18 protein-coding genes are annotated in these 21,171 nt (G+C 69.7%); 11 read left to right on the top strand and 7 right to left on the bottom strand.

The window, feature by feature from the left end; all coding sequences use genetic code 11:
* The first annotated feature begins 16 nt into the window (after positions 1-16).
* The 5 genes from C9J49_RS05060 (at position 17) to C9J49_RS05040 (ending at position 4,941) form a co-directional block, all read left to right on the top strand.
* A complete protein-coding gene (locus C9J49_RS05060; protein WP_107181710.1) occupies positions 17-895 on the top strand; it encodes an ABC transporter substrate-binding protein in 879 nt (292 codons plus the stop codon).
* 159 nt (positions 896-1,054) lie between these two features.
* A complete protein-coding gene (locus C9J49_RS05055) occupies positions 1,055-1,990 on the top strand; it encodes an iron-siderophore ABC transporter substrate-binding protein (RefSeq protein WP_107181709.1) in 936 nt (311 codons plus the stop codon).
* 59 nt (positions 1,991-2,049) lie between these two features.
* Positions 2,050-3,018 carry an iron ABC transporter permease gene (locus tag C9J49_RS05050; protein ID WP_107181708.1) on the top strand — a complete coding sequence of 323 codons (969 nt, stop codon included), beginning with the start codon at positions 2,050-2,052 and terminating at the stop codon, positions 3,016-3,018.
* A gap of 46 nt (positions 3,019-3,064) precedes the next feature.
* Complete coding sequence (locus C9J49_RS05045) at positions 3,065-4,156, top strand: iron ABC transporter permease (RefSeq protein WP_173835038.1); 1,092 nt, start codon at positions 3,065-3,067, stop codon at positions 4,154-4,156.
* Positions 4,153-4,941: an ABC transporter ATP-binding protein gene (locus C9J49_RS05040; RefSeq protein ID WP_046079130.1), complete on the top strand. Its 789-nt coding sequence runs from the start codon at positions 4,153-4,155 to the stop codon at positions 4,939-4,941. Before C9J49_RS05045 ends, C9J49_RS05040 begins: the two co-directional genes overlap by 4 nt.
* 63 nt (positions 4,942-5,004) lie before the next feature.
* Here C9J49_RS05040 and C9J49_RS05035 read toward each other — a convergent pair whose 3' ends face one another.
* On the bottom strand, positions 5,005-5,553 hold the full coding sequence (locus C9J49_RS05035; RefSeq protein ID WP_035592859.1) for a PRC-barrel domain-containing protein: 549 nt from the start codon (positions 5,551-5,553) through the stop codon (positions 5,005-5,007).
* 177 nt (positions 5,554-5,730) lie between these two features.
* Between C9J49_RS05035 and C9J49_RS05030 the strand changes: the two genes are divergently transcribed.
* From C9J49_RS05030 to C9J49_RS05015, 4 genes are read left to right on the top strand one after another with little or no spacing between them, the layout of a single operon-like run.
* A complete protein-coding gene (locus C9J49_RS05030; protein ID WP_258393784.1) occupies positions 5,731-6,699 on the top strand; it encodes a metal ABC transporter solute-binding protein, Zn/Mn family in 969 nt (322 codons plus the stop codon).
* 48 nt (positions 6,700-6,747) lie between these two features.
* Entirely contained in the window at positions 6,748-7,530 is a 783-nt protein-coding gene (locus C9J49_RS05025; protein WP_035592861.1) for a metal ABC transporter ATP-binding protein, read from the top strand.
* A complete protein-coding gene (locus C9J49_RS05020; RefSeq protein WP_046079128.1) occupies positions 7,530-8,678 on the top strand; it encodes an iron chelate uptake ABC transporter family permease subunit in 1,149 nt (382 codons plus the stop codon). Before C9J49_RS05025 ends, C9J49_RS05020 begins: the two co-directional genes overlap by 1 nt.
* Positions 8,678-9,826: a metal ABC transporter permease gene (locus C9J49_RS05015; protein ID WP_107181707.1), complete on the top strand. Its 1,149-nt coding sequence runs from the start codon at positions 8,678-8,680 to the stop codon at positions 9,824-9,826. The genes C9J49_RS05020 and C9J49_RS05015 overlap by 1 nt, the downstream gene beginning before the upstream one ends.
* A gap of 7 nt (positions 9,827-9,833) precedes the next feature.
* On the opposite strand, the gene C9J49_RS05010 is transcribed toward C9J49_RS05015, so the two are convergent.
* From C9J49_RS05010 to C9J49_RS04985, 6 genes are all read right to left on the bottom strand, one after another.
* Positions 9,834-10,754 (bottom strand): sucrase ferredoxin, encoded by a 921-nt coding sequence (locus C9J49_RS05010; RefSeq protein WP_107181706.1) that lies wholly within the window; start codon positions 10,752-10,754, stop codon positions 9,834-9,836.
* Positions 10,751-11,596 (bottom strand): ABC transporter ATP-binding protein, encoded by an 846-nt coding sequence (locus tag C9J49_RS05005; RefSeq protein WP_046079125.1) that lies wholly within the window; start codon positions 11,594-11,596, stop codon positions 10,751-10,753. The genes C9J49_RS05010 and C9J49_RS05005 overlap by 4 nt, the downstream gene beginning before the upstream one ends.
* Before the next feature lie 140 nt (positions 11,597-11,736).
* A complete protein-coding gene (locus tag C9J49_RS05000; protein ID WP_107181705.1) occupies positions 11,737-12,774 on the bottom strand; it encodes an iron ABC transporter permease in 1,038 nt (345 codons plus the stop codon).
* The gene (locus C9J49_RS04995) at positions 12,771-13,775 is read right to left on the bottom strand and encodes an iron ABC transporter permease (protein ID WP_107181704.1); all 1,005 of its coding nucleotides are present in this window, start codon (positions 13,773-13,775) and stop codon (positions 12,771-12,773) included. The genes C9J49_RS05000 and C9J49_RS04995 overlap by 4 nt, the downstream gene beginning before the upstream one ends.
* Positions 13,769-14,701, bottom strand: a complete 933-nt coding sequence (locus C9J49_RS04990) for an ABC transporter substrate-binding protein (protein WP_046080375.1) — start codon at positions 14,699-14,701, stop codon at positions 13,769-13,771. Before C9J49_RS04990 ends, C9J49_RS04995 begins: the two co-directional genes overlap by 7 nt.
* 164 nt (positions 14,702-14,865) lie before the next feature.
* A complete protein-coding gene (locus tag C9J49_RS04985; protein ID WP_107181703.1) occupies positions 14,866-17,010 on the bottom strand; it encodes a TonB-dependent receptor in 2,145 nt (714 codons plus the stop codon).
* Positions 17,011-17,234: 224 nt separating this feature from the next.
* Between C9J49_RS04985 and C9J49_RS04980 the strand changes: the two genes are divergently transcribed.
* Positions 17,235-18,899: a multidrug ABC transporter permease/ATP-binding protein gene (locus C9J49_RS04980; protein ID WP_107181702.1), complete on the top strand. Its 1,665-nt coding sequence runs from the start codon at positions 17,235-17,237 to the stop codon at positions 18,897-18,899.
* Positions 18,900-19,031: 132 nt separating this feature from the next.
* On the top strand, positions 19,032-21,134 hold the full coding sequence (locus C9J49_RS04975) for a TonB-dependent siderophore receptor (RefSeq protein WP_107181701.1): 2,103 nt from the start codon (positions 19,032-19,034) through the stop codon (positions 21,132-21,134).
* Positions 21,135-21,171 lie beyond the last annotated feature (37 nt).

Below are 21,171 nucleotides of genomic sequence, written 5' to 3'. Positions count from 1 at the left end.
TGAACCACAGGAGAGCATGATGACGAACGGATGGTTACGCACTGCGGTGATGGTCGGCGCCTGCGCCGCCCCGATGATGGCCCAGGCCTATGACGTCGAGGGCGAGGCGCACGGTCCCGCCGTGGTCAGCTTCGACTGGGGCGCCGCGGACACCCTGGCGGCGCTGGGGCTCGAGGAGCATCTGGTCGGCGTGCCGCATCAGGCGGCCCCGGCCTATGTGGCGGCCCTGGCGGAAGGGCGCGCCGACGTCGGCGGGCTCAAGTCGCCGGACCTCGAGGCGATCGCCGGCCTCGCGCCGGAGCTGATCCTGATTACCGGCCGCCAGTCGGCCTCACAGGGTGACCTCGAGGCGCTGGCCGAGACCCGCGACGTCACCCTCGCCGAAGGCGACTACTTCGCCGCGCTGAGCGACAAGGTGCAGGCCCTGGCCGCGCCCTACGGCGCCGAGGCGCAGGCCAGCGAGCGTCTGGCGGCGCTTGAGGCCGAGATCGAGGCGGCCCGCGCGTCGCTGGCCGATGATCTCGAGGCGGTGGTGGTGACCCACAACGACGGTGGCTACTCGCTGCGCCAGGAGCCGGTGATCGGCGAGCTGCTGGGCATCGACCAGCCGGAGGTGCCGGCCTCGGTGGAGCCGGTGAGCCATGGCAGCCGCACCTTCACCCCGCTGGCCCCGGCCGATATCGCCGCGATGGCCCCGGACGCGCTGTTCGTGGTCGACCGCAGTGCGGCCATCGGCGACACCCCGCTGGACCTCGCCGGGCTGGAAGCGGCGCTGGCCGAGGCGGGCGGAGAGACGATCGACGTGACGGTGCTGACACCGGACCTGTGGTATCTCTCCGGCGACGGCCTGCAAAGCGTCCACGCCCAGCTGGGCGACGTCGTCGACAGCCTCTAGTTCCGCTTCCTGCGCTCCTGCTTCGGCATCGGTTGCCGTTGCGAAACGCCGAACGCGACGTTGCGGTGCGCAGGGCTGAGAACTGGTTTGAGATTCATTATCATCGGTAATCATTCGCATGATCGGGCGCGTCAGCGCCCGGCAAGCCCAGGAGCTTCCATGTCAGTTTCCCTGCCCAAGGCCTCGACCCTGATCGGCGCCTGCCTGGTGGCGGCGTTCGCCGCCGCGGTCACGCCGGCCCAGGCGCGCATGCTGGATACCGCCCACGGCGAGATCGAGGTCCCCGACGCGCCCGAGCGCGTGGTCACGCTCTATGAAGGTGCCCTGGACACCGCCCTGGCGGCCGGCGTGATGCCGGTGGGCGCCGTCACCACCCGCGGCGGCGACGACGTGGCCCGCTACATCGAGCCGCACCTCGGCGATCAGCGTCCGGCGATCGTCGGCGTGGTGCGCGAGATCAACATGGAAGCGGTGGTGGGCGAGCGCCCGGATCTGATCCTGGCCGGGCCGCGCCTGCCCGATGCCCAGTACCGGCTGCTGTCGCGCATCGCGCCCACCGTGGTGCCGCAGAGCCCGGGCATCACGCCCGACGCCTGGCAGGTCGAGGGCCGCCAGTTCGGCGAGGCCCTGGGCCGCGAGGACGCGGTGAACGCGGCCATCGATCACGTCGAGGCGCGCACCGCCGAGCTGCGCGAGACTCTGGGGGGCGCCGAGGCCCGGACCGCGAATCTGGTGCGCTGGATGCCCCAGGGCCCGCTGGTGATGTCCGATCAGCTGTTCTCCAGCGGCATGCTGGAAGCCGTCGGCCTGGACGTGGCCTCCAGCGGTCTGGTCAACGACGGCGGTGTGCACAGCGATCCGCTGAGCCTGGAGAACCTGTCACGGCTGCAGGGCGACTGGCTGTTCCTCGCCACCCTCAACGAGGAAGGTGACGACGCCCTGGCCGCGGCCAAGGATTCCCCGGCCTTCGCCCGCCTGCCGGTGGTCGAGAACGGCCAGGTGGTGCCGGTGGACGGTCAGCTGTGGACCAGCGCCAACGGCCCGCTGGCCGCCGAGGCCATTCTCGACGATATCGAAGCGGCGCCCGTGCCCTGATGTCGAAGGCAGCCACCGTCAAGATCGAGCCCCGCCCATCGGCGGGGCTTTCCCGTGTCATGCTGATGCTTTCCGGGCTGCTGGCGCTGGCGGTCCTGGCCAGCCTGCTGTGGGGCGCCGGCGAGGTCGGCCCTGGTCGTGCCCTGGCGGTGCTCGCCGGCCACGCCGACGGCGAGGCGCGCTTCGTGGTCGAGACCCTGCGCCTGCCGCGGACCCTGATCGGCATTGCCGTGGGGCTGTCCCTGGGCGTGGCCGGGGCGCTGCTGCAGGCGGTGTCGCGCAATCCGCTGGCCGAGCCCGGGCTGCTCGGCGTCAGCGCCGGGGCGGCCTTCGCCGTGGCCGTGGCGCTGTGGCTGGGCGCCAGTGCGGCGACACTGCGCGTGGCCGTGGCCCAGATCGGGGCCCTGGTCGGCTGCTTCGCGGTGATGAGCGTGGTGCGGCTGCGCGGCCTGGGCGACGATCCGGTGCGCCTGGTGCTGGCCGGCGCCGCCTTCTCGGCGCTGCTGGCCTCGCTGACCTCGCTGCTGCTGCTGTTCGATCAGCGCACCGCCGACGAGATCCGTTTCTGGGTGGTCGGCAGCCTGGCCGGCCGCCGTCTCGACGACCTTGCCGCCGTGCTGCCGAGCCTGGGGCTGGCGCTGGTCGTCACCGCACTGATCGCCCGGCCCCTGGCGGCGCTGGCGCTGGGCGAGCGGGTCGCCTCCGGGCTCGGCCATCGCCCCGGCCGGGTGAGGGCCCTGGTGGTGATCGCCGTGGCGCTGCTGGTCGGTGCCGCCACCGCCATTGCCGGGCCGATCGCCTTCGTCGGACTGGTGGTGCCCTTCGCGGCGCGCGCCCTGGCCGGTCCCGATATTCGTCGCACCCTATGGCTGTGCCTGCCGCTGGGCCCGCTGATGGTGCTCACCGCCGACGTGGTCTCGCGGCTGGTGGTGGCGCCGTCGGAGCTGCCGCTGGGCGTGCTCACCGCCCTGGTCGGTGCCCCGGTGCTGGTCGCCGTGGTGCGCGCCCGTCGACTGCCGACCCTGTGAGCCGGAGACCCTGATGTCCGAGACCCAGATGTCCGATACCCTGCTGATGCCTTCCCGCGCCGACGCCCCGCGCCTCGAGGCGGGCGCCGCCGAGCGCATCGCGCCGCCGCCCGGCTACTGGCGCCTGGCACGGGGCGAACGCCATCTGCTGGTCGAGCGCCGCGCACTGCTCGTCGGCCTGCTGCTGCTGGGGTTGCTGGCGGCAGCCTCGCTGGCCTATCTGTGCCTGGGCCAGCAGTCGCTGTCGCCCGCCGGCGCCTGGGCGGCGCTGCGCGGAGAGGGTGATCCGCTGGCCGGTTTCCTGGTGCAGGAGCTGCGTTTCCCCAGGCTGCTGGCGGCCTGGCTGACCGGGGCGGCGCTGGCCCTGGCCGGCTGCCTGATGCAGACCCTGGCCCGCAACCGCCTGGCCACCCCCGGCATCATCGGCATCGACAACGGTGCCACCGCCTTCGCCGTGGCTTCGGTGGTGGGGCTTGGCGTGTCGCTGGCGCCGCCGGCCATGGCGCTGGTCGGTGCCGCCACTGCCGCAGCCGTCACCTTCGGGGTGGCCACCGGCGGCGACACCCGCGGCTATCGCTTCATCGTCGCCGGCATCGGCGTCGGCGCGGTGTTCGGCGCGATCACCCAGCTGCTGCTGGCGCGGGTGGACATCGATACTGCCAACCAGGCCTACCCGTGGACCGTGGGCACCCTGAATGCCCGCCCGGGCGGCGCCGTGGCGGTGCTGGGCATCGGCCTGGCGATCGGCTGGCCGCTGGCCATGGCGTTGGCCCGCTCGCTGTCGCTGATGCGCTTCAGCGATGCCGTGGCCCGCGGGCTCGGCGTCGGGCTGCGCCGCCGGCGCGCCCAGATTCTCGGGCTGTCGGTGCTGTTGACCGCGCTGGCGGTGGCGGTGGCCGGGCCGGTGGGCATGGTCGGGCTGATCGGACCGGAGATCGCCCGCTCGTTGTCCACGTCGCGGGGCGTGCCGCTGGTCGCCTCGGCCCTGGCCGGCGCCCTGGTGATGGTGCTGGCCGACCTGACCGGCCGGCTGCTGCTGGCCCCCATCGAACTGCCGGTGGGCATCGTCACCGCCGTGGTCGGCGGCCCCTGGCTGCTGTGGATCCTGATGCGTCCCGCCAATAGGAGAGTTTCATGAACGCCCCGCAACGCCTGCAGGCCGAGGCGCTGAGCCTGAGCCACGGCCGCCGAACGGTCATCGCGGACCTCGCCGTCGCGCTGCCGCCGGGCAAGGTGACCGCCATCGTCGGCCCCAATGGCTGCGGCAAGTCGACCCTGCTGGCCGGCCTGGCGCGGTTGCACGCGCCGGACGCGGGCGCGGTGCTGCTCGACGGCCAGGACATCCAGCGGCTGCCGGCCCGAGAGCTGGCGCGGCGCCTGGCGCTGCTGCCCCAGGAGGCCACGGCGCCGGAGGGGCTGACCGTGGGCGACCTGATCCGCTTCGGCCGCCAGCCGCACCAGGGCTGGCTGCGCCAGTGGTCCGGCGACGACCAGCGCGCGGTGGAGGCGGCGGTGGCTGCGGCGGGGCTGGAGGCGCTGGCGGATCGGCCGCTGGAGGCGCTCTCCGGCGGCCAGCGCCAGCGCGCCTGGATTGCCATGACCATCGCCCAGCAGACGCCGCTGCTGCTGCTCGACGAGCCGACCTCGGCGCTGGACCTGGGCCATCAGCTGGAGGTCTTCGAGCTGGTCCGGCGCCTGGCCGCCGACGGCCGCACCCTGGCGCTGGTGCTGCATGACCTGGCCAGCGCCTGCCGCTATGCCGATCACCTGGTGGCCATGCGCGACGGGCGCATCGTCGCCCAGGGCACGCCCGCCGAGGTGGTCACCGAGGCGCTGGTGCGCGAGCTCTACGGCGTGACCTGCACCCTGGTGCCCGATCCGGCCACCGGCACGCCGATCCTGACCGACCTGCGTCGGGCCTGAACGCGATACGCCCCGGCAGGGCCGGGGCGTATGGGCGCGTGACGGCGTGTCGCCGAGACGGGATTATTCGGCGGCCTTCTGGGCGCTCTCGCCGGCGTTCTGCAGGGCCTGGCCGATGCGGTCCAGGGCGGTGGACGCGCCTTCCTGGGTGGTTTCCCAGGCACTGGCGGCGCCTTCCCGGGTATCGGCCCAGGCGTCACGCATGCTCTCGCGGGCCTGGTTCCACCAGCCATCGGTGTATTCGGGCTGGTCGCGCAGGCTGGCGGCGTCGAGGCTCAGGGTGACGCGGTATTCGATGTCCTCGATGCGCTCGCCGTGGCGGGTCTCGACCTTGAACTGGTCGGCCTCGACCACGTACTGCTTCTCGTTGAGGTCAAGCAGGCTACCGGAGTCGATGACCAGGGCGCGCAGGCGCATGTCGTCGTCGAGCAGCACGTCTTCCACTTCACCGATCGAGCGCTCGGGATCCTCCTGGGTATAGACGTCGGCATCCAGCAGCTCGTCGGCGGAGTAGAGACCCTGGGGCGCGGCCGAGGCCGTGGCGCTGACGGTCAGGCCAGTGGCGAGCAGGGCGGCGGTGATACTCGTCTTGCGCAGGGAATCGCGGGTCATGGCGTCTCTCCTTGAGTCGGTGTCCATGTGGCCGTCTTGCGTCGACGACACCCATTAGTGTCGTCTGATGTCCATGAGTTTCAAGTCGTCGTGTAACAGTGTGTGAGACGCGACGCTTTTACCTCGGCGTGGCCGGGGTGTTATATCTGCGGGGGCGGCACACCGGGAGGGACAAGGATGCGGATGCGATGGATGAGCATGGGGCTTGCCATGGCCCTGGGGAGCGGGCCGCTGCAGGCGGCGGAGCCGCTGGAGACGGTGGTGACCATCGGCATGCTCGGCGATGTCGCCGAGCGGGTCGGTGGCGAGTGCGTCGAGGTCACGGCGCTGATGGGGCCGGGGGTGGACCCGCACCTCTTCCAGGCCAGCGCCCGGGACGTGGCGACCCTGCAGCGTGCCGAGACCATCCTCTATTCGGGTTACAAGTTGGAAGGCCAGCTCGGCGACGTGCTGGAACGCTTCGCCGAGATCACGACGACCGTGGCGGTCTCGCCCGCCGCCATCGGCGAGGACGCGCTGATTCGGGTGCAGGATGCCTACGGCATCGATCCCCACCTGTGGATGGACGTGTCGCTGTGGGCGCAGACCCTGCCGGTGCTGGCCGAGACCTTCGCCGAGGCGCGCCCCGAGTGCGCGGCGACGATGCGGGCCAACGCCGAGGCCTATGGCCGCGAGCTCGCCGCCCTGCACGACTGGATCGCGGCCAGCGTCGCCTCCATTCCCGAGCAGCAGCGTATCCTGGTCACCGCCCATGACGCCTTCAACTACTACGGCCGGGCCTATGACATCGAGGTCGCCGGCATCCAGGGCATCAGCACCGAGACCGAGACCGGTGTGGCCGATATCCGGGCCATGACCGAGGCGGTGGTGACCCGCGGGGTGCCGGCGGTGTTCGTCGAGAGCACCATCAATCCGCGCACCGTCCAGGCGGTGATCGACGCCGCCCGCCAGCGCGGTCAGGAGGTCTCGATCGGTGCCCAGCTGTACGCCGATGCCATGGGCGAGGCGGGAACCGCGGAGGGCACCTACATCGGCATGCTGCATGCCAACACCCGGCACATCGTCGAGGCGCTCGGCGGCACCCCGGCGCCGCTGCCCGAGGCGCTGGCCGACTGGGCCGCCCGCTGGGAGATTCCCGCTCCCTGATCTTCCTTCCACGCATCTCACGCATCTCACGCATCGAATAGGCCCACCATGACGCAGCCGCTGCATGAACCCGATCTCGCCCTGCACGTCGAGGACCTGACGGTCAGCTACCACAGCAAGCCGGTGCTGTGGGACATCGACTTCGACGTGCCGCCCGGGGTGATGGCCGGTATCGTCGGTCCCAACGGGGCCGGCAAGAGCACGCTGATCAAGAGCGTGCTGGGGCTGGTGCCCTCGGTGGCCGGCCACGTGCGGCTGTTCGGCCTGCCCTACAAGTCGCATCGCCGTCGCGTGGGCTACGTGCCGCAGCGCTCCAGCGTCGACTGGGACTTTCCCACCACCGCCCTGGACGTGGTCACCATGGGGCTCTATGGTCGGCTGGGCTGGCTCCGGCGTCCTGGCCGGCGCGAGCGCCGGGAGGCCATGTCGGCGCTGGAGCAGGTCGGCATGGCCGACCTCGCCGGACGTCAGATCAGCCAGCTCTCCGGTGGCCAGCAGCAGCGGGTGTTCCTGGCCCGGGCGCTGGTCCAGCAGGCCGACGTCTATTTCCTCGACGAGCCCATGGCCGGGGTCGACGCCACCACCGAGCGCGCCATCGTCGACATCCTTCGCCGCCTGCGCGACCAGGGCAAGACGCTGATCGTCGTGCACCATGACCTGCAGACGGTGCGCAGCTACTTCGACTGGCTGCTGCTGCTCAACGTGCGGGTCATCGCCCAGGGGCCGGTGCGCGAGGTCTATACCGCCGACAACCTGCGCCGCGCCTACGGCGGCCAGATCGCGCTGCTCGACGAAGCCGGCATGCTGGCCGGGGAGGGCGACGCCTCGTGATGGCCTCGCTGCTGAGCCTGTTGAACGACTACACCCTGCAGAACGTCATGGCCGGCGCCGCCCTGCTGGGGCTGATCAGCGGCGTGCTGGGCTGCTTCGCGGTGCTGCGTCGCCAGAGCCTGCTCGGCGACACCATGTCCCACGCGGCGCTGCCCGGGGTCTGTCTGGGCTTCATCATCGCCGGTGGGCGTCACATGGGCAGCATCCTGACCGGCGCGCTGGTGACCGGCGCCCTGGCGGCGCTGACGATGCTGCTGCTGACGCGCCTCAGCCGGCTCAAGACGGACGCCGCCCTGGGCATCGCCTTGAGCGTCTTCTTCGCTCTCGGGGTGGTGCTGCTGACCCATATCCAGGGCATGAACAACGCGTCCCAGGGCGGCCTCGACGCCTTCCTGTTCGGCCAGGCGGCGGCCACCCTGCGCGCCGACGTGTGGATCATGGCCGGCATCACCGCGATCGCCCTGGCACTGGTGGCGGTGCTGTGGAAGGAGTTCAAGCTGGTGACTTTCGACGCCGAGTTCGCCGCTTCTCTGGGCTTGCCGGTGGTCTGGCTCGAGGCGCTGCTGACGATGATGGTCGCGCTGGCCGTGGTGGTCGGCCTGCAGATGGTCGGCGTGGTGCTGATGGCGGCCATGATCATCGCCCCGGCGGTGGCGGCCCGGCAGTGGAGCCGGCGTCTCGAGGGCATGGTGACGCTGGCCGCGCTCATCGGTATGGCCGGTGGCGTGCTGGGCGCGCTGCTCAGTGCCCTGTCGCGTGGCCTGGCCACCGGACCGCTGATCATTCTCAGCGTCTCCGCCGTGGTGCTGCTGTCGATCGCCCTGGCGCCGGGGCGCGGCCTGGCATGGGAGGCACTTCGGCTGTGGCGGGGGCGTCGACGCCTGCGTCAGCAGCAGGTGCTGACCACCCTCTACGGGCTCGCCGCTCGCCACGAGGATCCGGTGTTCCGCTCCGAGCAGGGGCTGATCGACAGCTACCACGGGCTGCGCACCCGTACCGCGCTGCGCAAGCTTGAGCGTCGCGGCCTGGTCGAATGGGGCGAGGCGCCGCCGGGAGAGCCGGGGCCGTCGCGGCGCTGGCTGCTGACGCCGGCGGGGCGTGCCGAGGCCGAGCGGGTGCTGGCCTCGCTGTACGAGGAGGGCGCCTGATGCTGGCTGCGCTGTTCGACAATCCCGCGGCGATGATCATGCTGGTGGGCGCCCTGGTGGGCATCGCCTCGACCCTGGTGGGCACCTTCCTGGTGCTGCGCGGCAACAGCATGCTCTCGGACGCCATCGGCCACGCCATCGTGTTCGGCATCGTCATCGTGTGGCTGGTGACCCACCAGCAGAGCGGGCCGCTGCAGCTCCTCGGTGCCGCGCTGACGGGGCTGCTCACGGTGGTGCTCACCGAACTGCTGGTCAGCACCCGGCGGGTCAAGCAGGACGCGGCCATCGGCCTGGTGTTCCCGGTGCTGTTCTCGATCGGCGTGCTGCTGCTCAATCTGTATGCCCGGGACGTGCACATCGACACCCATACCGTGCTGCTCGGCGAGATCGGCTTCGTGTGGCTCGATACCGTCACCCTGGGCGAGTATCGGGTGCCCCAGGCGCTGCTCTCGATGGGCGCCATGACGCTGCTCAACGCCGCCTTCGTCGGCTGTTTCTTCAAGGAGCTCAAGCTGGCCACCTTCGACGAGGGGCTGGCCCGGGCCCTGGGGTTGGCCCCGGGGCTGTTGTTCCATGGTCTGCTGCTGCTGACCAGCGGCACCGCGGTGGCGGCCTTCGACGCCGTGGGGGCGGTGCTGTTCGTGGCGTTCGTCATCGTGCCGCCGGCCACGGCCTATCTGCTGACCGACCGGCTGTGGCTGATGTTCGTCTACGGCATCCTGGTCTCGATCCTGTCCAGCATCTCGGGCTATGTCCTGGCGGTGGCCTGGGACGTCTCGATCGGCGGCATGATGGCGGTGATGACCGGCGCGTTCCTGCTGGTGGCCTTCCTGGCCGGTCCACGTTACGGAGTGGTCGCCCAGTGGTTCCGGCGTCGCGGCCAGCGGCGCCTCAACGAGATCCGCACCCTGGCCGTGCACCTCTACAACCACGAGGGCAGCCCCGAGCAGCACGAGGAGAACGTCACCCGGGCGCTGCGCGAGCACCTGCTGTGGGACGATGCCAAGGCGCGCCGGGTGGTGGCGCGCAGCCGCGAGCAGGCGCTGATCGAGCGCAACGGCGAAGCGCTGCATCTGACCCCGGGCGGCCGCGAGCTGGCCCGGGAGATCCTCGAGCCGGGGCGTCGGGCCACGGACGGACAGGGGTAGGCGGCGTTCAGGCCTCGCCCGGCGGGAGGGGCTCGACCTCGACGGCGCGCCAGACGGGGCTCGGCGTGGCGCCGTCGCTTTCCAGGTCGGCGCAGGTGTCGAGACGCATCACGGTGTCGACCCGGCAGTGCACGACCAGCCGGCCGACATGGACGCCGTCTTGCCAGTCGAACGTCAGCCGGCGGGCCTCGTCGTCGCCGTCCTCTGTCGCGAGGCGTGGCATCGCGACCCGCTCCCGGTTCTCGAGCCAGCCCAGCGCGGCGTGCTGGGCGCACTGCTGCACCGGCGACAGGTGGCCGTCGCCGCGGTAGCAGGGCAGGTAGGGCCTTCCCCGGGCCTCGGCTTCGAGCAGCGGCAGCACGTCGGCCTCGGTGATGCGCCCGTACTTGCGCAGCGCGGGAAACAGGATGGCGCTGGCGGCCAGCCGGCAGCCGCCCAGGTGGCTGCTCTCCCAGACCTCGAATGGCAGGTCGTGGGCGTCGATCGCCATGGCGAGCGCCTTGTAGGCGGCGAAGCCGAACTTGGCGCAGCACTTGTCCTTCTTGCCGTGGGTGCAGCACAGGAGCAGCGCGCCGGAGGGCGCCTCGGTCTCCCAGCGGGCCAACGATTCGCCGTTGTCGAAGGCGGCCAGGAACGCCGGCAGCGCCTCGCGCTCGACCTCGAAGCCGCGGTTCTCGGGCATCAGGTAGAGGCGATGGCGGTGGCTGGGGTGCCCGTGGCGGTGGATCAGGTTGACCCGGCGGCCGGCCTCGGCCAGGGCATCGAGCCGGGCCAAGATTTCTGCCGGCATGTCGCTGGCGTGGCGCAGGTTGCGCTGCCACTTGGCGCTCGGCCAAGCGAGCAGCAGATTGCGCTCGGCGTGGGTGGCGGTGCCAGCCAGGGGATCTTGGACGGCGGCGCTCTCGACCGCGCAGAAGCGCCGGCTCATGCGCTGACCTCGCGCTGGGCTTCTCGACGCGAGCGGGCCAGGGGCGACTGGAGAGGCACGCAAACTGGGCCGCCGCCCTGGGGATCGTCGATGACATGGGCATCAAGGTCGAAGACCCGCTTCAGGTTCTCGGCGGTGAACACTTCGGTAGGCGTGCCTCGCCGTTCGATGTGTCCGTCGCGCATCATCACCAGTTCGTCGGCATAGGCCGCTGCCAGGTTGAGGTCGTGCAGCACCACCAGCAGAGTGCGGCCCTGATCGTGGGCCAGTGCCACCAGCAGTTCCAGCAGTTCGACCTGGACCTTGAGGTCGAGGAAGGTGGTGGGCTCGTCGAGCAGGATCAGGTCCGTCTCCTGGGCCAGCACCATGGCGATCCAACAGCGCTGGCGCTGGCCGCCGGAGAGGGCGTCGACGCTGCGCTCGGCGAACTCCGTGACACCGGCGTAGGCCATCGCCTCGCGCACCGCGCGGGCGTCGCCCTCGGCGTCCTGGCGCCACAGCCGCTGGTGGGGGAAGCGGCCCATGGCCACGAGCTGGCGGACCGTCAGGCCCTCTGGGGCATCCGGCCCCTGAGGCAGGATGCCCAGGCGCTGGGCCACGTCCCGGGTGCGGCGACGGTGGATGTCCTGGCCGTCGAGGTAGACCCGGCCGCCGTCCGGCGTCAGGGTCCGCGCCAGGGTCTTCAGCAGTGTCGACTTGCCACAGCCGTTGGGGCCGAGCAGCACCGTCAGCTTGCCTTCGGTCACCGCCAGGTCGACGCCGTCCAGCACGGGGCGGGCGTCGTAGCCGGCACGCAGGGCTTCGCCCGTCAGGCGGGCCGTCGGGGCGGCGATCTTGGACATGGGAAAGTGTCGATCCGGGCTGGAAGGAGGCAGGGCAAGGTAAGACAAAACATTCTCATTTTCAACGTATGCCGGGCCGGCGGCCGAGACTGCCTCGGGCGCCCGTCCGCCGGGCGCTGTCGTCGTGTGCTGGCTCCGTTTCAACGGCGGCTGCGATACAGCAGATAGACGAAGAAGGGCGCGCCCACGCCCGAGACGAAGATGCCGGCCGGCAGGTCCTTGGGCAGGAACGCCACCCGCCCCAGCAGGTCGGCGTATAGCACGATCAGGGCGCCGATCAGCGCGGCGACGGGCGCCAGCCGAGCGAAGCCGCGGCCCACCAGGCGCGCCGCGATATGGGGTGCGATCAGGCCCACGAAGCTGAGCCCGCCGGCGAAGGCCACGGCCGCGCCGGCCAGCGCCACGCTGCAGGCCATCAGCAGCAGCCGGCTGCGCAGCAGGTTCACGCCGAGCCCCAGGGCCACGTGATCGCCCAGCGCCATGGCGTCCATGTGTCGCGACTGAGTCAGGCACAGCGGCACGGCGACCAGCAGCCAGGGCAGCAGGCCCATCACGTCCGGCCACTGGGCGGCATAGAGGCTGCCGGTCAGCCACACGTAGGCGCCCATGGCGGCGCTGTCGTCGCTGATCACGATCAGCAGTGTCGTCATGGCGCCCATGGCGGCGGAGAGCCCGATGCCGACCAGCACCATGCGCGACGGCGAGAGGCCGCGCCGCCAGGCCAGCGAGAACACCAGCAGGGCGCTGAGCAGCGCGCCGCCGAGCGCCGAGGCCGGCAGCCAGTGGCGGTCAAGGCCGGCTCCGATCAGCGCGAGGAAGGCCACGGCGGCCAGGGCGGCGCCGCTGGTGATGCCGATCACGTCCGGCGAGGCCAGCGGATTGCGCACGATGCCCTGGAGGATGGCGCCCGCTACGGCCAGCGCCGCGCCGACCAGCACGGCCAGCAGCAGGCGCGGCAGGCGCAGTTCCCAGACGATGAAGGCGATGTCGCTGTGCCGGGGCGCCATCAGCGCATGCACGACCTCATCGAAGGCGGTGGGGAAGCTGCCGAGGGTCAGCGACAGGCCGACGCTGGCCAGCAGCGCCAGGCCCAGCAGCGCGAGCACGATGGCGTGGCGCGATGCCCGGGATTTGCCGTCGTCGTCAGCCGGGTGTGGCAGGGAAGAGGAAGGCGTCATGAGCGGGCCGATGTCCTGCGTGCCAGATGAATGAAGAAGGGCGTGCCGATCAGCGCGGTCATCACGCCCACCGGCACGTCCTGCGGGGGCATCAGGAAGCGCGAGGCGACGTCGGCCAGCAGCAGCAGACTGGCGCCCAGCAGTGCGCAGGCCGGCAGCAGCCAGCGATGGTCGACGCCGAACAGGCATCGCGCCATGTGCGGCACGATGAGGCCGACGAAGCCGATCATGCCGGCCAGCGCCACCGAGCCGCCGGCGAGCAGGATCACCGCCAGGCCGAGCAGCAGCTTGACGGTGCCGGCGCGCAGGCCCAGCCCCTGCACCGTCTCGTCGCCCAGCATCAGGGCGTTGGCGTGGCGGACCAGTGCAGCGCACAGCAGCAGGGCGGCGCCGAACAGCGGCAGCAGCGGCACCACCAGCGACAGCTCGCGCCCGGAGACGGAGCCGGCCAGCCAGTACAGCACGCTCTCGAAGCTCTGCCGGTCGACGATCAGCAGGCCTTGGCTGAATGAGACGAACATGGCGCTGACGGCCACGCCCGCCAGCACCACTCGCAGCGGCGACAGCTCGCCGCGTCGGCCGCGGCTCAGCAGCGCGATCAGGCCCGCGGCGACGAAGCCGCCCAGCAGTGCGGCCCAGACGATCTCGCCCGGCGCATGCAGGGGCAGCCACGAGACCGCTATCACCACGAAGAACATGGCCCCAGCGTTGATGCCCAGCAGGCTCGGTGAGGCCAGGGGGTTACGGGTCAGGGTCTGCATCAGGGCGCCAGCGATGGCCAGGCTAGCGCCGACCAGGGCGGCGATCACCGCCCGCGGCAGGCGCTCGGTGCGAATGATGAGATGCGCGACCCGGGCGGGATCGTAGTGCCAGAGGGCCTGCAGAAAGGTCGGTGCCGGGATCTCCGTGGTGCCCAGCATCAGGCTCGCGACGAACGCCGCCGCCGCCAGCATCAGGCCCAGTAGCAGCCCGGCGAGGCGCGATCGTCGGCCGTTCAGCATGCGACGGCCTCCTCGTCGGGCGCCGCGCATGACGAGGCCGGTGGCGTCAGCCCGTAGTGGGCATAGAGATCGTCGAGCATGGCGTTGGCGGCCAGGATGCCGCCGCCCATGATCCAGTTCACCGCATCCACCTCGAACACGCGGTCATGGCGTACCGCGTTCAGGCGTTGCCACAGCGGGTGGGAGCGCCAGTGGCGGTAGTTGCGGGCAATGGCGGGATCGTCCGGTTCCAGCAGCACGAAGATCACGTCGGCATCGATGACCGGAATGTTCTCCTCGCTGGTCAGCTTCATGCCCCAGCCCTGGTCCTGCACGGAGCTCGGCTGTTCGAAGCCCAGCTCGTCGAGAATCGAGCCGGCGAAGCCGGTGGAGTAGATGCGCACGTGGTCGCTCTTGAAGCGCACCACGGCGGCCCTCTGCGGCCAGGCGTCGCCCAGCGCGCGCCGGATGCGGCGGCGGAAGTCGGCCACACGGGCGTCCCAGTCGTGGAGCAGCGCCCGGGCACGCGCCTCCCGGCCCGTGGCCTTGGCCAGCAGCCTCAGGCTGGCCTTGAAGTCGAAGACGCTTTCGCTTGCCACCGTCGGTGCCATGGCCTCGAGCAGCGGCCGGACTCGCTGATGGCGAAAGCGCGTGGCTACGATCAGGTCCGGGTCCAGCCAGGCGATCTTCTCGAGGTTGGGCTGGGTCTCCAGGCCGACGTGCACCACGCCATCCAGAGCCTCGCGCAGATAGCGATACATCGGCGGTTCCAGCCACGAATCGACGACGCCGACCGGAGTGATGCCGAGCGCCACCGCGCTGTCTGTCGCGCCCTGGTAGAGGGTGACGACGCGCTGTGGCATGTCGGGAACGGACGTGTCACCGAAAGCGTTGGTGACGCCATGGCCGCCGGAGGGCACGTCGGCGGCGACGGCGCCTAGCGGCATCAGCAGGGCCAGCAGCGCTGCCAGCCATCGGCGCAGGCGAACGGCGTCCGTCCAAGCGCGATTCGAGTGGGAAGCAGTGTCGGGCATCGCGATCGGGCCAGCAGTAAACGGAAAGGAGCGGCATCCGGAGATGCCGCTCATGAAAGGCGTCATACGACGGCGGCTCAGAAGTTGAGCTGATAGCTCAGGGTCAGAGTGCGGCCGCGACCCTTGAAGTAGTACTCGTCGCTGTTGCGGGCGGCCTGGGAGTAGTAGGTGAAGTAGTCCTCGTCGGTGAGGTTCTCCACGCCCAGGCTGGTGCGGCCCACCGGCAGGCGATAGGTCAGCGAGGCGTCGACCAGGCCGTAGCCGTCGAACTCCAGCTCGGGGTCGTCGACGCTTCGGTTGAAGTAGCGGCTGAACTGCAGATGCGTGGAAAGCTCGTCGTTCCAGGCCGCGCTCCAGGCCAGCTTGAGGGTGTCCGGAGCGATGTTGATGCCGGTCAGCTCGGTGTCGACGCTGCCGTCGCCGTCGGTGTCCGACTCGCCTTCGGCGTGGGTGTAGGACAGCCGCAGCCGGTGGCGATCGCTGACCCGGGCCTCGCCGGTGACCTCGACGCCCTGGCTCTCGGTCTTCTCGCGACTGCCGACCCAGGTGCCGTTCTCGAAGGCCAGGCGCTCGCCGTAGTCGGAGTTCGACTCGTAGTAGCTCAACTCGAGGCCGTAGCGATCCCAGTCGAAGCGGGCGCCGATCTCGCGGTTATCGGTGACGATGGGCTGCAGCTGCAGCAGGCCGTCAACGCTCTGGCCGGGTTCGCCGATGCCGCGTAGCACGCGGCCCACGTCCGGCATGCCGAAGCCTTCGGAGTAGTTGGCGTAGAGCTGCGCCCACTCGGTGGCCTGATAGACGATGCCTGCGTTGTACAGCGTCTCGTCGAAGTCGGGCGTGCCGCCCTCGACGCTGACGTTGTCCTGGGTGACGTTGCTGCGGTCGATGGTCGAGAAGTCGTCGACGTCGAGCTCGGCGCGCTCGTGGCGCACGCCGGCGTGCAGGCTGACCGCATCGGTCAGGCTGTAGTCGCCCTGCAGGAAGGCGGCGACGTTGCGGAACTGCGTCTCCGGTACGTAGGTGCGGTCGGTGTGCACCAGCATCTGCCGCGTCTCGTCCTCGAGCAGGTCGAGGCCGGTGGTCAGGGTCAGGCGATCGTTCAGCAGGCCGTCGCGGGACAGGGTGAACTTGGCGCCGACCTTGTCGGACTCGTTGCGGGTCTGGTCGTAGCGGGTCGTGCCGTCGTCGCCCTGGTAGGGGAAGTAGGGCGTGGTGCCGAACTGGGCCCGGAAGCGCTGGGTATAGAGCTGAGCGTCTACGCTGTTGCCGAGCCAGTCGTCATGGGAGTACGACAGCCGGGCGGTGGTGACCTCGTTGAAGCCGGGATCGCCGATCGGATCGCCCTTGCGCGCGGTGGTCGCGATGCCCGCGTCGCGGTCGCCCGTTACCGGGACATAGTCTCCGTTGCCCTCCAGCTCGAAGCGGTTGAGCGAGACCTCGACGTTCTGGCGATCGTCGATCCAGTAGCCCGCCTTGGCCATCAGGTCGTAGCTCTCGGCGTTCTGGATCTCGCCGGGATAGGCGATGCCGACCTCGTCGTCGCTGCCGTCGTAGAAGACGCCCCGCTCCTGGCGGCTGGCGGCCAACACATAGTCCCAGTCGCCGGTCTGGCCGCTCAGGCGATAGTCCAGCTTGTGGCCGAAGCCCTCGGACTCGAAGTCGTCGTCGCTGGTCAGGCTGATGCCGGCGTGCTGGCTCACCCCGGCGCCGTCGGGACGCTTGGTCACGTAATTGATGATTCCGCCGGTGGCGCCCAGACCGTGCTCGGCGCTGGCGCCGTGGATGACTTCGATGCGCTCGACCATCGAGAGGTCGATGGTGTAGCTGTCACGCCCGCTGTCGCGCAGTGGGTTGGACTGGGGCACGCCGTCGACCAGGAACAGCGGTGCGCGACCGCGGAAGGTCTCACCGGCGTTGGAGAGCTTCTGGCGGCTGGGCGAGTAGGAGGGAATCAGGTTGCTGAGCACCTGGCCCGGATCCTGGGTGATGGCCAGCTGCTGCTCGATCTGTTCGCGGGTGATGACGGTGACCTTCTGGGGCGTCTCGTCCACGCGGCTTTGATTGCGCTTGGCGGTGATCACCAGCGGGTTCATGGCCTGGGCATCGGTCGCGTTCGGCGCCTCGCTGGCGGACTGGGCCAGCGCCGTGACGGGCAGGGTGAAACCGAGGACGAGCGGCAGCATCGGCAGCCGCTGGAGATGCGGATGTCGGAGAGTGGGCATGTCGTGATGATCCCTTGTTCGATCCGGGGGATGGTTATCGTTGTGTGTCGAGGCCGATAGTATGTCTCGATATTGCAAACGATAATTCTTTTCATTGTGTTGCGCAATTCGGGAAGGCGTGTCCCGTGTGACGCAAGATGGCGGCATCGCCGTGCCCGCATTGACGCCTGCCCTCACAGGCGGACAATGCCTCCTTTCCTATCGCCCCATAACAAGGATGCATCGTGGAACTGCTGCGCGTCGTCTATCGCCATTACCGCTGGCCCTTCCTCGGCGTGATGCTGCTCAGCCTGGCCAGCGCCGGGCTTGGCATCGGTGCCATCGCCTTCATCAACCGGCGGCTGATCGACACCGTCGGCGATCCTGCCGGCGTGCTGCCGGCCTTCCTCGGCGTGGTGGTCGCGCTGCTGGTGGTGACGCTCGCCTCGCAGCTGGCGCTGACCATCCTCGGCCATCATTTCGTCCACGGGCTGCGCGGGCGGCTGGTGAAGCAGATCCTCGATACCGACGTCGAGCGCCTCGAGCGCCTCGGCAGCGCCGAACTGCTGGCCAGCCTGTCGAGCGACATCCGCAACGTGACCATCGCCTTCGTGCGCCTGCCGGAGCTGATCCAGGGCCTGGTGCTGACCGTCGGCTCGGCGCTTTATCTGGGCTGGCTGTCGCCGGGCCTGCTCGTGGTCACAGCCGCCTGGCTGGCCGTCACCATCGCCGTCAGCTCGTGGCTGGTGGCGCGGGTCTATCGGCATCTCTCGCGGGTACGCGAGAGCGAGGACCGGCTCTACCGCGACTACGAGGCGGTCATCCACGGGCGGAAGGAGCTGGCGCTCAACCGCGGACGGGCGCGGCGCCTCTACGACGAGCGCTACGAGGTCGATGCCCGCGACTACCGCGGCCAGATCATCCGCGCCGACACCTATCACCTGAGCGCGATCAACTGGTCGAATATCATGATGCTCGGCGCCATCGGCGTGGTGTTCTTCCTTGCCAACGGCCTGGGCTGGGCCAGCACCTCGGTGGCGGCGACCTACTCGCTGACCCTGCTGTTCCTGCGCACGCCGCTGCTGCAGGCCATCGGCGCGCTGCCGACGCTGATGAGCGCCCAGGTGGCCTTCGACAAGATCGCGGCGCTCGAACTGGCCGAGGCCGAGCGCGATTTCGCGGTGGCCGAGGCCGAGCCGGGCGAGTGGCAGACCCTGAGCCTGCACGGCGTGCGCTTCGCCTACACCGGCGCGGACGGTGAGGCCGGCTTCGCCGTCGGCCCCCTGGACCTGACGCTGCGGCGCGGCGAGATGGTGTTCCTGATCGGCGGCAACGGCAGCGGCAAGTCGACCCTGGCCAAGCTGCTGACGGGGCTCTATCGGCCCCAGGAGGGCGAGCTGTTGCTGGACGGCGAGCCGCTGAGGGATGCCGCGTCCTACCGGCAGCGTTTCTCCGCGGTGTTCAGCGACTTTCACCAGTTCGCGGATCTGGTCGGGCCCGAGGGCGCCCAGGCCGACCCCGCCCTGGTCGAGGCGTGGCTGGAGGAGCTGGCGATGCGCGACAAGCTGGCCTTCGACGGCCAGAGCGTGACCAATCCCGAGCTCTCCCAGGGGCAGCGCAAGCGGCTGGCGCTGCTGATGGCGGTGGCGGAGGAGCGCGATCTGCTGCTGCTCGACGAGTGGGCCGCCGACCAGGACCCGCAGTTCCGCCGGGTCTTCTATCGCGACCTGCTGCCGCGGCTGCAGGCGATGGGCAAGACGGTGTTCGCCATCAGTCACGACGACCATTACTTCGATCACGCCGACCGGCTGCTGGAGATGCACGGCGGCAGGCTGAGCGAACTGACGGGCGACCAGCGGCTGAGCGTCAGCCGGGACGCGGTGGCCCGGCTCGACGAAGTGAGGGGCTAGCCGGTCGGAGGGGCGGGATGCGTCATATTTGTTTCCGCAAATAAAAGCCATTAGCATCTGTGTGCCGCCGTCTCGAACGTGGCGTTCCGCGCTGGCGGCTCCCTTGTCCCCCGAATCGTAAGGCACACACCAATGACTCGCGTATCCCGCCGCTCGTGGCGGCTGTCCCCCCTGACCGCCGCCGTCCGCTATGGCCTCGGCTTCACCCTCATCGGCGCCGCCGGCGCGGCGCTGGCCCAGCAGGACGCCACGGAGGTCGAGACCGACACCGTCGTCGTCAGCGCCACCGCGCTCAAGGTCGCGACGCCGACCATCGAGACGCCGCGGGCCGTGTCCGAGGTCGGGCGCGACGAGCTGGACAAGCGCGCGGTCAACAGCTTCGACGAGACCTTCCGCTATCGCAGCGGCGTGCAGGCGACCCCCTATGGCAGCGACAACGGCGTCGACTGGTTCAACATCCGCGGTTTCAGCGGCGAGAACTCGACCTACCAGGACGGCCTGCGCCTGTTCCGCGAGAGCGGCTACTTCTGGTGGGTGACCGAGCCCTACGGCCTGGAACGCGTGGATCTGCTCAAGGGGCCGGCGTCGATCCTCTACGGCGAGGCGCCTCCCGGCGGCGTCGTGAATGCGATCAGCAAGCGCCCCACCTTCGAGCAACAGGGCGAGCTCGAGCTGCAGGTGGGTAACAAGGGGCATCGCCAGATCGGCATCGACAGTTCCGGGCCGGTCACCGGCACCGACAACATGCGCTATCGCATGGTCGGCCTGTTCCGTGAGGCCGACGGCGAGCTGGAGCATACCGATAACGAGCGGGTGTATCTGGCGCCGAGCCTGGCGGTGGATCTCTCCGACGATACTACCGTGACCTTCCTGGCCAGCTACATGAAGGATCACGGCACCCCGAGCAAGGGTTTCCGGCCGGTCGAGGGCTCGCTGACGAGCACCGAGTTCGGCCGCATCGACCGCGACACCAACCTCGGCGAGCCGGACTACGAGCGCCAGGAGCGCGAGCAGGTGTCTGTCGGCTACGAGCTCGAGCACGATATCGACGACAGCTGGCAGTTCCAGCAGAACCTGCGCTATAGCCACATGGATCTGATGCTGAGGACCCTGTCGCCCTTCACCGCCCTCAACGCGGATCACCGCACGGTGGGGCGCTACCTGACCTATCGCGACGGCAGCTACGACGCCTTCACGGTGGACAACCGCCTGGTCGGGCAATGGTTCACCGACAACACCGAGAACACGCTGCTGTTCGGCGTCGACTATCAGAACCTCGATGTCGACTATCGCAATGGCGATGGCACCGGCAATTTCTCCGGCTTCGACGTCTTCGATCCCGAGTATGGTGACTACGCGCCCGGCTCGCTCCGCTACGACGCCGAGGAGAAGAAGGAACAGATCGGCGTCTACCTGCAGGATCAGCTGCGGCTAAACGATCGCTGGATCCTCCTCGGGGGCGTGCGCCACGACACCGCCACCGTGGAAAGCTACAGTGATGATCCGGCCGCGAACCAATACGACCAGACCGATCGCCAGCTGTCGTTCAGCGGCGGCGTGATGTACCTGGGCGACTACGGCATCTCGCCCTACCTCAGCTACAGCGAATCCTTCACCCCGAACGGCGGGCGCGGCCCGGACGGCCAGGCCTACGAGCCAAGCGAAGGCGAGCAGTGGGAGGCCGGGATCAAGTACACGCCCGACTGGCTGGACGGTTACATGACTGCCTCGGTGTTCGACCTGAAGGAAACCCATACGCTGTACACGGACTCTCAGTTCGTACAGTCGCAGGGAGGCGAGCGGCATTCGCAGGGCTTCGAGCTTGAGGGCGTGGGTTATCTGACTGATCAGTTGCAGCTCACGGCGGCCTACACCTATCTGGATACGACGGTCGAGGATCCCGACCGTGGCGAGTTTCGTGCCGGCCTGACGCCGCGCCATCAGGCGTCGCTGTGGCTCGACTACGGCTTCGAGGGTGGCGCTCTGAACGGCCTGGATATCGGTGCCGGGGCGCGCTACGTCGGCGAAAGCGTCAATGCCGCGGCTGATAGTAACGATGAGGTCTCGTCCTACACCGTCTACGACGCCATGGCACGTTACGAGATCAACTCCTCCTGGGAGGCCCAGGTCAACGTCACCAACCTGACCGACAAGGAGTACATCAGCGGCTGTGATTCCTGGTGCTACTACGGCGAATCGCGCAGCGTGATCGGCAGCCTGAGCTACCGCTTCTGAGTCACGCCTTTCACCATGCCAAATGCACCGCGCCCGG

The sequence above is a fragment of the Halomonas sp. SL1 genome, from assembly GCF_003030865.2.
Taxonomy (GTDB): Bacteria; Pseudomonadota; Gammaproteobacteria; order Pseudomonadales; family Halomonadaceae; genus Halomonas; species Halomonas halophila.
The sequence above is the reverse complement of the archived record's forward strand: the minus strand, read 5'-3'. Positions and strand labels throughout refer to the sequence as shown.